This window comes from Herpetosiphon geysericola (assembly GCF_001306135.1).
GTDB lineage: Bacteria > Chloroflexota > Chloroflexia > Chloroflexales > Herpetosiphonaceae > Herpetosiphon > Herpetosiphon geysericola.
On sequence record NZ_LGKP01000012.1, the window covers coordinates 231,013 to 245,137 of the forward strand.

Consider the following 14,125-nt stretch of genomic DNA (forward strand, 5'->3'; position numbering starts at 1 on the left):
AAGGAGCACTCAATTTATGCCTGCACAAATTCTTGATGTGGTGGTGGAACGCTTGCGGACGGTGGCTGGGGTCGAGGCTTTGGTGCTTGGTGGTTCGCGGGCACGAGGCACGCATCACGCCGAATCGGATTATGATATTGGGATTTATTATCGTAGCGCTTTGGATGTTGTGGCCTTGCAAAGCCATGCACAGGCGCTTGATGATTTGCAGCGCGAGCAACTGCTGACCGAAATCGGTGGTTGGGGGCCGTGGATTAACGGTGGTGGTTGGTTGACGATCCATGCTATGCCTGTCGATTGGCTCTATCGCGATTTGAACAAGGTTGAGCAGGTGCTGGCTGCTTGCCAAGCGGGTCAAGTGACAATTGATTATCAGCCAGGCCATCCGCATGGCTTTGTTTCGGCGATTTATCTGGCTGAAGTGGCGCTTTGCGAGCCCTTGTATGATCCCCATTCGAGCGTGGCCAACCTCAAGCAACAGCTGCACACCTACCCACCTACGTTACAAGCAGCATTCTTGGAGCGTTTTTGGGAAGCTGATTTTGCCCTCGCTAATGCGCGCAAAGCAGTGAAACACGGTGATTCGGCGTATATTGCAGGCTGTTGCTTTCGGTCGGTTATGGTCTTGACCCAAACACTTTTTGCGCTCAATCAGCAATATTGGATGAACGAAAAAGGATCGGTTGCGCTGGCAGGTGGATTTAAGCATGTGCCAACTGGCTATGATCAGCAGGTTGCGCGGATATTTAGCCTGCTTCAGCAGCAGCCCGAATCAATTGCCCAAGCCTTAGAGGAGTTAGAACGCTTGATTCGAGCAACAGCAGCTTTGTTGGATTAGTTGGCTTGCAAGCCCTCAGCAACTTGCAAGAGTGTCGTTTGATCAAGTTTGTAGCTCTCAACGGTGATAATTTGACCGTTTTCTTCCCAGAGAATTAAGTTAACCGAGACCGTTTCGAGATTTTCTTGATAGATTGGGCCTTCCGAATTTTTGACATATAACGGAGCTTGCTCGATATATAAACCTGGTTTATTGCGCACCGTAATTTGGGTGGTGCTGGCAGCGCCAACGCTTAAGGTGCTTCCCTCCTCAAGGCTGCGCACCCAAACAGTGATTGAATCGGCTGCGCTTTCATTGAAATAGTAGCGTCCACTGTAGCCAGGTGTGGCGACGTAGCCTGCTGGTAGGTAAGTAGCATCGAATGGGCTTGCATCGCTGAGCACTGGTGGTGCAGCGGTTGCCTGATTTGGAATTGGTGGCTCCTCGGTAGCTGTGAACACTTGTTCAGCTTTTGTAGGCCCATTATTCACGGTCAACCAACCAATTTGGTGCAAAATTTGGCTTGCATAGCTGCGTAATGGCGGTACTGCCACAGTTGCCACAACGAGCGCCATAACGAGTGCTAAGCCGATGCGCAATTTCGATTTCAACATAAAACCTCCATACAGTGGTTTGCGATTGCCAAGCAGCTGCTGTACTTGTTTGGCGGTAGCCGCCTGCTGCGTGCTGTTTGGCTGCAAACCGATTTGGCCTAACTGTTGAGCTAGCTGAAGTAGGGCTTGATGATCAGCGTCAGCGGACGATGGTAGTTGACCAGTGCTGAGCAAATGGTCAACATCAGCATTAAATTGCTGGATTTGCTTGTCGATCATTGTTCGTATCCTGTATTTGGCAACCATTGGCGCAGGCGTTGCAGGCTGCGATAAAGCATCACGCCTACATTGCTTTCGCTATGGCCGGTAATTTCGGCAATTTGACGATTGTTGAGGCCCACCCCAAATTTCAAGGCAATCACATCGCGTTCATGGGCTTTGAGTTTGCCCAAGGCTTGGTGCAGTTGCTGATGGGTTTCGCCGCGCACAGTATCGGCTAGCAAGTCGCTATTATCGGCAGCATGCTCACGAATAAAATCCAATGAGAGCCAACGTTGGCGACGTTGGCGCTGAAAATGGCTATCAACACAGTGGCGGGCGATGCCAAAAATCCACGCGCCGAGCGAGCCACGCTCAGGCCGATAGGTTTCGATCCGGGTCATTGCCCGTTCAAAGGTATGGGCAACGAGATCATCACTGATGCTCGGGTCGCGTACGCGATAGCCAATATAACGATAAATTGCCGGGTAATGTTGTGCGTACAGTTCGCCAAAATCAATTTGGGTTGTGCTTGTATCAAGCGTTGGTTGCTGAATCCTAATCATTACTGCCTCACTTATCTGACGCACTTAAACTACACTCAAGCAGCAAAAGTATTACAAGCAATGTTTAAATTGAGGGATCAGGGATGAGCAGTCAGGGGTCAAGCACGGATTGCATCTAGGCTATCGGCTATTGACTTCATCCCTCATAATTCATCCTTCTGACTTTTGCCTTCTGCCTTTTGACTTTTGATGGGTGTTCGGTAAGCTTTTAACCACGAAGAACACGAAGCGCACGAAGTTATATTGCTTTGTGGCTTATTGTATGGAGCATCAGCATGGCATATGTACTTGGTTATGACATTTCGACGACGGCGACCAAGGCCCTGTTAATGGATCAACAAGGCGCGGTGGTGGCAATTGGTCAGGCGACCTACGAGTATGCAACGCCGCGCCCGTTGTGGAGCGAGCAAGCGCCGCATTTGTGGTGGCAGGCTTGTTGCGAAAGCACCCAAGAGGTCTTGGCTAAAGCAGGCGTAGCAGCCAATGAAATTGTGGCAATTGGCTTAGCGGGCCAAATGCATGGCCTTGTTTTGCTCGATCAAGCTGGTGAGGTGTTACGCCCAGCCTTGCTTTGGAACGATCAGCGTACTGCTGAGCAGTGCGAGCAAATTACCCAGCGGCTTGGCGCCCAACGCCTGATCGAATTGACTGGCAATCGCGCATTAACGGGCTTTACTGCGCCCAAAATTTTGTGGGTGCAGCAGCACGAGCCAGAGCTGTATGCCCAAATTGCCCATATTTTGTTGCCCAAAGATTATGTGCGCTATTGTATGACTGGTGAGTTTGCCAGCGATGTTTCCGATAGTGCAGGCACGCTGTTGTTGGATGTGCGCAGCCGCCAATGGTCGGCGGAAGTAGCGCAGGCACTTGAGGTCGAGCTTGCGTGGTTGCCGCGTTTGTTTGAAGGCCCTTCGGTTACTGGCCAATTACATGCCGAGGCTGCCGCAGCTTTGGGTTTGGTGGCTGGCATTCCGGTCGTTGGCGGTGGCGGCGATCAAGCGGCTAATGCAGTGGGAACTGGCGTGGTTGAAGCTGGCAGCATTGCGCTAAGCCTTGGTACTTCGGGCGTAGTCTTTGGGGCAACAGCCAGCCCAATTATCGAGCCAGAAGGCCGCTTGCACGCTTTTTGTCATGCAGTGCCTGGGCGCTGGCACTTAATGGGCGTGATGCTGAGCGCTGCTGGTAGTTTGCGCTGGTATCACGATACCTTTGCCCCACAATTAAGCTACGATCAATTGCTCGAGCCTGCCGAACAGGTAGCGGTTGGCAGCGCTGGCTTGTTCTTTGCTCCCTATTTGACTGGTGAACGCACGCCGCACCCCGACCCCTTGGCCCGTGGTGGTTTTATTGGCTTGACTGTGCGCCATAGCCAAGCGCACCTTACCCGCTCGGTGCTCGAAGGTGTGGCTTTTGGGTTGCGCGATAGCCTTCAATTAATGAGCCAAGCTGGAATCGGTACCATTGGTGCGATTCGGGCTTCTGGTGGAGGCACGCGCAATCGCTTGTGGCGGCAAATTTTGGCCGATGTGCTAGGTGCACCCTTGGTTGGGGTGAGTACGACCGAGGGGGCTGCTTATGGTGCTGCTTTGTTGGCGGCGGTTGGTGCTGGCTGGTTTAGCGATGTTGATCAAGCAGTCGCGGCGACTGTGCGCTTGAGCGACCCTACCGAGCCAAGCGCCGACCAAGCGCGCTATGCAGAATTATATGCAACCTATCGGGCAATTTATCCTGCGTTGCAACCATTGTATCCAGCCTTGGCAGCAGCCGAAGCCTAAACCTATTAAGTTTGATTTGCGCTGCCTGAGCTTCAAGCAGCGCAGCTTTTTAATAGCGTATTTTGTTGCGATTGGGAATAATCATTAATACGATCATGCCCAAAACCCCTAAGATTGAGATTAAACCCAGCCATGGCGAATAGCCCTTGCTCTTGGTTGAAAAGCACCATGCAGTGACCCACGCAACTGTGCCAAGCACAAAAAAGATGCTCGAAACAATAGGATCGCTACTGCCAGCATTGGTATTGAGCAGCAACCCACCAATAATAATCGCCACAATACACAATCCAAAGGCAATATTCGAACGCCGTCGATCAATTTTGGGATCGGTCTGCAGTATATTCGGCACATAATAGGGCGCTTGCGGTTGATACTGGGCTTGGTATGGGTTTTGGCCATAGGGCGCTTGCGGCTGATACTGGCCTTGATTAGGATCTTGGTAGTTTGGTTGGTTGTTGGGTGGAGTTGACGGGTAGTAATTAGGCTGGTTACTCATCATTATTCTCCTCAAAAGACGAATGGCTGACTATAGCATTGTTGCGTTGCCAAACTAATCCCAGTTAGTGTTGATTGTAGGCGCTATCTTTTTCGGGACGATAGTTTGGGAGTTGGGGATTGGGTGTTGGGGATCGGGGATCGGAATTGAGAAAAGACATAGTGGGGTTTTTGACCACGAAGAACACGAAGAGCACGAAGCAATGAACATTATTTTAGCCACAGATTGCCCAGATTATTTTGATGACGTTCCCATAGCCCTTTATGTTCTGTGCCGCTGCGTTAAACATTAATGTGCGAAGCGCACGAAGGGCTATCGGCTATAGGGTGTTGGCTATTGGCTTTGATAACATTCATCCCTCATCCTTCATCCCTCGTCCCTGTGCCAATGGACAGGCCCTTGCTCCATCTTGCTATTGATCGTTTACCAGCTCTAACTCGTTATAGTGAAGGCTGCACATAACTTTGCTTGGGAGGCAATGATGTTAATTGGGGTTTTAGGTGCTGGCAAGGTTGGTCAATTATTTTGTGAATTGCTGGTTGAACGTGGGCATCAGGTTTTGTTGGCAAACTCGCGTGGTCCAGCCTCGTTGCAACCACTCATCGAGCAACTTGGGCCGCAGGTTACGGCGGTTACGCCAAGCGAATTGCAACAGGCTGAAATGATTATGTTGGTCGTGCGCTGGCAGCATATTCCAGCAGCCTTAGAGCCTTTGGCTGCTTATCAAGGCATATTAGTTGACGTAATCAATAATCGCTTTGGGCCAAAGTCAGGCGATTTTTACGATTTGGCTGGGCGTGGCTCAAGCGAAATTGTGGCTGAACTCTTGCCGCAATCACGTTTGGTCAAGGCCTTTAATCATCAGCCATTTGCCGATTTAGCCCATTTGCAGGCAACGCCAACGCCCAAAGCCTTGTTTGTGGCAAGCGATGATCCCGCGGCCAAACAGGTTGTGATTAAATTGATCGAAGCCTTGGGCGCAACTGCCATGGATTTGGGCAACTTGCGCGAAGGCGGGCGGTTGTTCTCAACTGGAACAGGGCCGTTGGCTGGCCATGGTCGGGTTTTGAGCGTGGCGGAGGCAGAGGCGATTTTAGCTCAGCAGTAGGTTTCGTTCGTAATAGCAGCAACCCCTCGTCCTTTTTTGGCGAGGGGTTTTTTAGTTTAGTCGGTTATCGATCGTAGTCGGATTTTTGTTTACATGGTGGTTTTTGATAAATTCGGAAATTTTTGCGCATCAGCACTTTAACTTCACGAGTTTTGATTGTGCCATGAATAGTTATAACCATACCTGTACATAGTGAATAAGTCGTTTGTTTAATTTGTGAGTTTTCAATCTCTGGTTGTGCTACTACAAGTTGAGTTGCAAAACTCTGCGCATACCATGCGAAGGTTTCGTCGATGCTGCTTGCGCTGGTAAAGCTGGCCTGATGTTGGTTTGATGTTTCGCTATAGCTTACTTGGCCGATTCGCTGCGGATATAGCGGGTAGGGCTGCCAATCAATCTTCCAATTATTGAGATCTACTCCAAAAATGATGCATAAAAGTATAACTCCCATACCGAGAATAATCCCGCCGCCGCCAATTATCTCAGAGATGGTGTGCTCGCGTAATGGCTTCATCTAAATCACCTTTATCAATTATTGGGCTATTTGAAACAACAAACATTGCTGATTGCTCTGGATATTTGACGCATTGTACGAGTCTACGAGTGATCAGGTGGCATGCCGTGCTGAGTCTATTAAGCTAATCTAAAGAATATGTCTCAAATCTTTTTCTAAAATTTTTAGTAAAAAAACAACTTGACATTTAGAGCAATTCTTCTATAATAAGCACAAATTTCAATAGCTCTTCAGTGAATTTCACGTTTGCGGGACATTTAGCGACTATGGCAGTGCTAAATCGGCGGTTATCGGCTTGAGAGACCGGTCTATCGCTCATAATAAAACTGCAATAGCCTCCAGGGAACTTATTTTCTTTACTAAAAAAAGTAGTTAATCTCCCACCTAAATGTTTGGCAACCACGACCCAGCATGCACCTGCTTGCTTCGACAACGGCATCAGAAGCACCTATCTAGCTAGCTTCTCGGTTGGAACAGGCTTGTGAGAATGATCAAGTTTGATTGTCTCTAGCTAAGGAGGCTCATCGACGATCGAATTAGCAACCCAAACGCTTAACATTGTAGTACGTCGTTTTGGATTCAATTTGCTCAAAGAAGAGGAAATTCCCATGGTAAAGAAGCCAAAAAACTTGTGGGGCCTGATTGCGCTCCTGATTCTCGTTTTGCCAATCCTCGCAGCCTGTGGCGGTGCCGCCTCAACTGCAACCACGACCGGTTCAACCCAAGCCACTCCTGCTAGCGATGCTTCAGCTACGACTGCCCCAACCGCTGGCACCGATGTCCAAGCTTCTCCTGCTAGTACCGATGTCAAAGATGTAACCGTCACCTTGCCTTTCCAACAAGGTGGGATTACCAGCCTTGACCATGCGTACTGGTCAGCTCAATTGTTTGTCTCACAAGGGGTTGTGTTTGAAGGCTTGTATGGCTACGATCAACAGTTGAACATCGTGCCAAAAATTGCCGAAAGCGCTACGCCTTCAGCAGATAACACAGTTTGGACGATTAAGCTCCGCAAAGATAAAAAATGGTCGAACGGCGACCCCGTTACCGCTAAAGATTTCTATGCTGCTTGGGTTCGCGCAGCTGGCCCAGAATTGAAAGATGCTCCAATGTGGGCAGGCATGATGGGCTATGTCAAAAATGGCTATGCTTTCAAAGCTGGTGCAGTTGGGGTTGATGAAGTCGGCTTCAAATTGGTCGACGATTACACCATCGAAGTTACCTTGAGCCAGCCGAATGCTGCCTTCATTAACTTCTTGCCAGTGATGAACGCCATGCCAATCAACGCCAAGAGCTTGGAAGCAAACCCCAGCGATTGGTTCGACCCCAAGAACGCTGTCTACAACGGCCCATACGTTGTTGAATCGTGGGTCAGCGGCGGCGATATTGTGCTCAAGCGCAACCCCAATTATGTTGGCGATGGCATTGGCAACGTAGGCACGATTGTGTTGCGCCCATACGCCGATGCAAACGCCCGCTTACAAGCCTTCGAAAACCAAGAAATCCAATTCACCTTCCTTGAAGATGCCAGCCAATTGGCCTACGCTCAAGGCAACCCCGACATCAAAGACAACATCAAGAGCGAAGAAAACCCAATCGTTTGGAAGGGTATCGAATACAACCGCTCATTAGATGCTGGTCCATTGCAAGATGTGCGGGTGCGCCAAGCATTTGCCTTGTCAATCGACAAAAAAGCCATCACCGACCAAATTTTGAAGGGCTTGGCTGTGCCAACCGACACCTTCAACAGCGATGTGCGAGTCAAGGATAAAGTGAAGAGCTTGAGCTACGATGTAGCCAAGGCCAAGCAATTGCTGGCCGAAGCTGGCTATCCAGATGGCGCTGGCTTCCCAGAATTGACCTTCTATGCTCCACCATCAAACGACCCCCAAATGCCTTGGATCGAAGCCGTCGTCAAGATGTGGCAAGATAACTTGGGCGTCAAGGTTGTGATTCAAAACAACGAAGGTCCAGTCTATTCAAACATCCAATGGGCAAACTACAACAAAGATATTCAACCAGGCTTCGCCACCCTTGGCGGCCCAATGAACTGGTTCCAACCACTCGACTTGACCTTGGCTACCAACCACATTTGGTATTTCATGGATTACAAAGAAGGTGGCATGGCCAAGTACGCTGAATATCAAACCCAAATTGATGCTGTGAGCAGCACCGAAGCCGTTGGCGATTGGGCTGCTTTGACCACCCGCGCCGAAGCTGCTTGGGCTAAGCGCCAAGAAATTAACAAAATCGAAGAGCCAGAAATGGCCAAAATCTCGGCGAAAGCTGCCGCTGCCCCAAGCTTCAAAGAGCAATGGGATGCAATCAACGAACGCTTTACCGCTGCTAAAGACGACGCTGAAAAACTGACCGCCTACAAAGATGGCTTGTTGTTGCTCTTGAAGGAAGAACAAGACTCAACGTGGTATGATTATCGTACCGACGAAAACAAACAAGCCCAACGCTTGATGTTGAAATTGGCTGGCCAAACCCTCGACGAAGCTTGGGAAACCTTGCCCGCAATTCAACAATTGGCAATCGACTCAGCGTGGATGATCCCCATCTACTACGACAAGTTGTACTACGCAACCGATGCACGCCTCTCAGGGATTGTGATTAACAAACTGGCTTGGGGCGGGATCTTCCAATATCAATATTTACAGTGGACTGAATAAGTTTGGCGCAACTGGCGGGTGTAGAACAACACCCGCCAGTTACCACCACTGCACGCATTCTTCCTGACACACGGCAGTAAGAGTTGATCGCCGGCTCTGCCATGATGGAATGCACTGTTGATTACTTGTCATTTAGCAATGGTAGGGTCGTTATGCGAGTCAATTTTATCTTCTTCTTACTCAAGCGCTTGGCGATGATGGCAGTCTCGCTGGTGGTGATTATTGCAATCTCCTATACCCTGCTTGCCAAAGCGCCTGGCAATTTTATGGATGTGCAGCGAGCAGTGGCCGCGATGACCACACTCTCAAACAGTAATAGCGAAACCTTCAAAATTCAAAAAGCACTCTTTGACGAACGCTATGGCCTCGATAAACCACTATATATGCAAATTTGGACGTATACCAAAAATGCGGTTACCTTCGATTTTGGCCCTTCGTTTCAAAGCCCAAGCATCTTAATCCAAGATATGGTGCGCGAACGCTTGCCGCGAACCTTGCTGATCGTTTTCCTTGGGATTGGCCTCGCGCTGATCGTTGGGATTCCGCTCGGGGTGATTGCTGGGTTCCGGCGCAATTCTTGGGTTGATTACATTGTGACTGGCTTTTCGATGGTTGGCCAAGTTGTGCCCGTCTATGTCTTGGCGATTGTGCTGATTCTGATTTTCTCCGGTCAGGTTTGGAAGATTTTGCCCAATGGGGGCTGGGATACGCCGTTTCCGACAATTAAACAATTGATTTTGCCAGTGCTTACTTTAGCGCTAGGGCCAATTGCTGGGATTGCGCGCTTTACCCGTAACCAAGTTGCTGAAACCATGAGCCAAGAATTTATTCGCACTGCACGCTCGAAAGGTATTTCTGAACGCCTCGTGATTATGCGCCACGCGCTACGCAACTCCTTGATTCCTGTGGTAACAACAACTGCGCCCCAAATTGCCTATGCGTTGGTTGGCTCAGTTTGGATTGAAAATATCTTTCGGATTCCAGGGATTGGCCAATTGTTTGCCACCGCGCTTGGTGCCCGCGATTACCCATTGGTGATCACCAGCACGGTTATTTTGGCCCTTGGGGTGATGTTGGCCAACCTTTTAGCCGACATCCTGTATAGCATCCTTGATCCGCGGATTAAGCTCGAAGCCTAATTTGTTGCACGCTAGTCTCAAAGGAGAGCTTGTATCATGGCAGTTAATCAGCTTTCACAACCCCAAACCCAAGATGAGCTTCCGGTTGCGGAATCGCTGCTCAAGGTGTTTTGGCGGCGCTATCGCCGTAATACCATGGCCTTGGTTGGCTTAGTTTTGGTCATCCTTTTTGTCATCATCGCCATTTTCGCCCCATTAATCGCGCCCTATCACTATAATGATCAGAATTTGGCTGCAACATGGCAATTGCCTTCCAGCGAACATTGGTTTGGAACTGATGATGTTGGCCGTGATCAATTAAGTCGGATCATTTATGCGGTACGGACGGCAGCGATTGTTGGCTTAGGCACCTCGATTCTTTCGCTGATTATCGGGGCAGCGATTGGCTCAGTCTCGGGCATGCGCGGTGGCTTAGTTGACACCTTTTTGATGCGTTTGGTTGAGATTTTCAATTCGTTTCCTTCAACCTTGTTGGCGATTATTTTGGCAACGACCCTCGGCCAAAAAGTAACTACGATTGTGATTGCCTTGGCGATAACCAACTGGGCTGGCTATGCGCGGTTGATTCGCGGTCAAGTGCTTTCGCTCAAAAATCAGGAATATGTGCAGGCTGCCCGCACCTTGGGGGCAAGCGAATGGCACATTATTACCAAATATGTGCTCCCCAACATTCTTGGCCCAATCGCGGTGGCGCTGAGCTTTGGGATTCCCTACGCCATGGTTGCCGAAGCTGGGCTTTCGGTCATTGGGGTTGGGATTCGGCCACCAGAGCCATCGTGGGGCAATTTGATTAACTTGGGGATCAACAAAATGCGTGGTTTTCCCCACTTGGCAGTTTGGCCAACCCTTTTGTTTAGTCTCACGCTCTTAGCCTTCACATGGTTTGGCGATGGCTTGCAAGAAATCTTCAACACGAAAGGGGAACGCTAATGAGTGCGCCATTGTTAGAAGTCACGGATCTCAAAGTTGAGTTCAAACGGCCTGGTGGCGTGGTGCATGCGGTCAACGGGGTGAATTTTACGCTTGAGGCTGGCCAAAGCCTCGGCATCGTCGGCGAATCAGGCTCGGGCAAATCGGTAACGATGCTTTCGTTGCTTGGTTTGATTGGCCGCACCGGACGGGTTGTCGGTGGCTCGGCGGTGTTCAATGGGGTTGATTTGGTCAAAATGGCGCCGCGCGAGTTGCAAGATGTGCGTGGTCGTGATATTGCGGTGATTTTTCAAGACCCAATGACCAGCCTCAACCCAATTATGAAGATTGGCGCGCAGATTACCGAAAGTATGCGCATGCGCAAAATTTATTCACAAGCAGAAGCCAAAGAACGGGCGATTGAACTGCTGGATCGGGTCGGGATTCCCCAGCCTGCCAAGCGGCTCAACGATTATCCATATCAATTCTCTGGCGGCATGCGCCAACGGGTGATGATTGCCTTGGCTTTGGCGCTCAAGCCCAAATTGCTAATTGCCGATGAGCCAACCACAGCACTTGACGTAACCGTGCAAGCCCAAGTGCTGGATTTGCTCGAATCGTTGCAGGATGAAACTGGCATGGCCATGATTATCATTACCCACGATTTGGGCGTGGCCACCAACTATTGCGATAAATTGGCAGTGATGTATGCTGGCGAAATTGTCGAAATGGCGACGGTTGATCGCTTGGTTGAGCACACAGCGCACCCCTATGCCTTGGGTTTGCTCAACAGCACTATGGAAATTGGCCATGGCAAAACTGCCATCCAGCCAATTCCTGGCAACCCGCCAAGCGCCTTGAAAGTGCATACTGCTTGCCCGTTTGCGCCACGCTGTAGTTTCAAAACCAGCGTTTGCCAAGAGCGCAAGCCCGAATTAGCCACAATCGAACCGAATCACCTGGTTGCTTGTTTCCACGCCGATGAGGTGGTGAAGGCGGCGCAACAAGGTGATGCAGCAGCAGCGGAGGTGATGCTCAATGTCGCTCAACCAATCCACGCCTGAAACAGGCCAGCCCTTACTCAAAGTTGAGGGCGTTTCCAAATATTTTATGCGCGACAAAAGCCGCTTTGCCGCAGTCGAAGATGTTTCCGTAACCCTGAATGCTGGCGAAACTTTAGGCATCGTCGGCGAATCTGGGTCGGGCAAATCGACGCTTTCGCGCTGTATTATTCGCTTGTACGATCCTGAGAAAGGTCGCATTTTCTTCGATGGGGTTGATTTTACGTCACTCTCGCCCAAAGCCTTGCGCACCAAGCGCCGCAATATTCAGATGATCTTTCAAGATCCATTGGCCAGCCTCAACCCAATGATGACCGTGCATAGCGCGATTGAAGATCCGATGTTAATTCATAATGTTGGTTCTGCGCGCGAACGCACCAAGCGCGTGCACGAGTTGCTCGAACTGGTTGGGCTCGATGTTGGCGCCGCCAATGCGTTCCCATTTGAGTTTTCTGGCGGCCAGCAACAACGGATTGGCATCGCCCGCGCCTTGGCCTTGAATCCCAAATTGTTGATTTGTGATGAAGCTGTGAGTGCGCTCGATGTTTCGATTCAGGCCCAGATTTTGCGCTTGCTGCAAGATTTGCAAAAACAATTGGGCTTGGCCTATCTGTTTATCTCGCATAATTTGGCTGTGGTTGAGCATATGAGCGACCAAATTGCCGTGATGTATCATGGCAAAGTTGTTGAATATAATACAGCTGAGGAAATTTTTCGCGCACCCAAACAAGAATATACCCGTAATTTGATTGATAGTGTGCCGAAAATTCCGCGCTCGGATACGATGCGCTTCAAACGCCCGCGCCTCAATAAGGACGCAGCCGAAGCCAAATAGTTTGTCGTTCAAACACGAAGCCTTGGTTGCTTCGTGTTTTTTTATGTGAGGAATAATTATGACAACGTTGTCGAACCCACAAACTGCAATGAGCGATGCGCGGTTTGCCAAATTGGCACGGGGCATCAATTTGAGCCATTGGTTTGCCCAAGATTATAGCAACCAGTATAGTTTGGAGCATTTGCGCAATTACAATAGCGAAGACGATATTGCGCTGCTAGCCAAGATCGGTTGTAGCCACCTGCGTTTTACGCTCAACCCAATTTTGCTGTTGGATGAAAGCAACCCAAGTGTGTTGAATCCAATCTATTTGGCCGAAGTTGATCGCGCAATCGATCTGATGTTGGCGCATAATTTGGCAGTCATTGTCGATTTGCATCCCGAGGACGATTTCAAGCAGCGCTTGTTTAACTCGCCAAGCTTGGTCAAAATCTTTGCTAGTTTTTGGCAAGCGTTGGCGGCGCATTTGGCCCAGCGCGATCCAGAAATGCTCTTTTTAGAGGTTTTGAACGAGCCAGTTGTGACCGATGCCCAACAATGGGCCTTTGTGCAGGCTGAATTATTGGCCGCAATGCGCGCTGGTGCGCCCAACCACACCCTGATTGCGACTGGCCATAAGTGGTCGAGCATTGCCGAATTGATTGAACTTGAACCTTTGGCTGATCCAAATATTATTTACAATTTCCACTGCTATGATCCACATACGTTTAGCCATCAGGCAGCAACCTGGGGTTCGCCCTATTGGCAACATCTCGAATATTTGCCCTATCCATCAAGCCCTGAAGCCTTAGCACCGATTGTTGCCAACATTCACGATGAAGTTGCGCGTGAGGCTGCTTTGAGCTATGGCGAAGAGCGCTGGAACTGCGCGGCGCTGCGCGAGTGGATTGGCCAAGCAGTGGCGTGGGCCGAAAAGCATCAGGTGCGTTTGACCTGCAACGAATTTGGGGTTTATCGCTTCAAGAGCAAGCCTGAAGATCGCGCTGCATGGTTGCACGATCTGCGCAGCGTGCTCGAAGAATTCAATATTGGCTGGACGATGTGGGACTATGCTGGCGGATTTAGCATCGTGAATCACGCCAATGGCCAGCGCGAAATCGATGCGTTGACAGTTGAAGCTTTGGGCTTCAATCATGAATAGAGAACATTTCCTTATATGAATCGTGCCATGCTGGTTTTATCACTTGATGTATTCTGCCCACGATATGTCCTTGAGGGGGTGCAGGGGGATTAAATCTCCCTGCGTTTCCCGCCTTGAGGCGGGACGGAAGGGTGGTGAAAACAAACCAACAATTAATTACTAACCAAATACATGCCAGGAGCGTCGATCAGGCAATTCAAACCATAACTTTAGCCAATTTGCCCACTTGATCTTTATCAAAAGCAGCATAAGATAAGCCAATGGATTAGTCCTATGT

The 14,125-nt window shown here is 49.7% G+C and carries 13 protein-coding genes; 9 read left to right on the forward strand and 4 right to left on the reverse strand.

What is annotated here, in order from left to right; genetic code table 11:
- Nucleotides 1-16: 16 nt before the first annotated feature.
- Nucleotides 17-838 carry a nucleotidyltransferase domain-containing protein gene (locus SE18_RS07330; protein WP_054533784.1) on the forward strand — a complete coding sequence of 274 codons (822 nt, stop codon included), beginning with the start codon at nt 17-19 and terminating at the stop codon, nt 836-838.
- On the opposite strand, the gene SE18_RS07335 is transcribed toward SE18_RS07330, so the two are convergent.
- Nucleotides 835-1,650 carry a hypothetical protein gene (locus SE18_RS07335; protein ID WP_054533785.1) on the reverse strand — a complete coding sequence of 272 codons (816 nt, stop codon included), beginning with the start codon at nt 1,648-1,650 and terminating at the stop codon, nt 835-837. The genes SE18_RS07330 and SE18_RS07335 overlap by 4 nt on opposite strands.
- Nucleotides 1,647-2,195 (reverse strand): RNA polymerase sigma factor, encoded by a 549-nt coding sequence (locus SE18_RS07340; RefSeq protein ID WP_054533786.1) that lies wholly within the window; start codon nt 2,193-2,195, stop codon nt 1,647-1,649. Before SE18_RS07340 ends, SE18_RS07335 begins: the two co-directional genes overlap by 4 nt.
- Nucleotides 2,196-2,470: 275 nt before the next feature.
- On the opposite strand from SE18_RS07340, the gene xylB reads away from it, so the two are divergent.
- Nucleotides 2,471-3,970 carry a xylulokinase gene (xylB, locus tag SE18_RS07345; protein WP_054533787.1) on the forward strand — a complete coding sequence of 500 codons (1,500 nt, stop codon included), beginning with the start codon at nt 2,471-2,473 and terminating at the stop codon, nt 3,968-3,970.
- A gap of 49 nt (nt 3,971-4,019) precedes the next feature.
- Here xylB and SE18_RS07350 read toward each other — a convergent pair whose 3' ends face one another.
- Nucleotides 4,020-4,466: a hypothetical protein gene (locus SE18_RS07350; protein ID WP_054533788.1), complete on the reverse strand. Its 447-nt coding sequence runs from the start codon at nt 4,464-4,466 to the stop codon at nt 4,020-4,022.
- Nucleotides 4,467-4,944: 478 nt separating this feature from the next.
- Between SE18_RS07350 and SE18_RS07355 the strand changes: the two genes are divergently transcribed.
- Nucleotides 4,945-5,574, forward strand: a complete 630-nt coding sequence (locus SE18_RS07355) for an NADPH-dependent F420 reductase (RefSeq protein ID WP_083469768.1) — start codon at nt 4,945-4,947, stop codon at nt 5,572-5,574.
- Nucleotides 5,575-5,638: 64 nt separating this feature from the next.
- Here the strand turns inward: SE18_RS07355 and SE18_RS07360 are convergent, their stop codons facing one another.
- Nucleotides 5,639-6,088 (reverse strand): hypothetical protein, encoded by a 450-nt coding sequence (locus tag SE18_RS07360; protein ID WP_054533790.1) that lies wholly within the window; start codon nt 6,086-6,088, stop codon nt 5,639-5,641.
- Nucleotides 6,089-6,696: 608 nt separating this feature from the next.
- Here SE18_RS07360 and SE18_RS07370 point away from each other — a divergent pair.
- From SE18_RS07370 to SE18_RS07395, 6 genes are all read left to right on the forward strand, one after another.
- A complete protein-coding gene (locus SE18_RS07370; RefSeq protein ID WP_054533792.1) occupies nt 6,697-8,763 on the forward strand; it encodes a peptide ABC transporter substrate-binding protein in 2,067 nt (688 codons plus the stop codon).
- A gap of 152 nt (nt 8,764-8,915) precedes the next feature.
- Nucleotides 8,916-9,902: an ABC transporter permease gene (locus tag SE18_RS07375; RefSeq protein ID WP_054533793.1), complete on the forward strand. Its 987-nt coding sequence runs from the start codon at nt 8,916-8,918 to the stop codon at nt 9,900-9,902.
- A gap of 36 nt (nt 9,903-9,938) precedes the next feature.
- A complete protein-coding gene (locus tag SE18_RS07380) occupies nt 9,939-10,832 on the forward strand; it encodes an ABC transporter permease (RefSeq protein ID WP_083469769.1) in 894 nt (297 codons plus the stop codon).
- Nucleotides 10,832-11,875, forward strand: coding sequence for an ABC transporter ATP-binding protein (locus SE18_RS07385; protein WP_054533794.1), 1,044 nt, complete (start codon nt 10,832-10,834; stop codon nt 11,873-11,875). The genes SE18_RS07380 and SE18_RS07385 overlap by 1 nt, the downstream gene beginning before the upstream one ends.
- Nucleotides 11,850-12,707 carry an ATP-binding cassette domain-containing protein gene (locus SE18_RS07390; protein WP_054533795.1) on the forward strand — a complete coding sequence of 286 codons (858 nt, stop codon included), beginning with the start codon at nt 11,850-11,852 and terminating at the stop codon, nt 12,705-12,707. The genes SE18_RS07385 and SE18_RS07390 overlap by 26 nt, the downstream gene beginning before the upstream one ends.
- Before the next feature lie 58 nt (nt 12,708-12,765).
- Nucleotides 12,766-13,848 (forward strand): glycoside hydrolase family 5 protein, encoded by a 1,083-nt coding sequence (locus tag SE18_RS07395; protein ID WP_054533796.1) that lies wholly within the window; start codon nt 12,766-12,768, stop codon nt 13,846-13,848.
- The last annotated feature ends 277 nt before the right edge of the window (nt 13,849-14,125 follow it).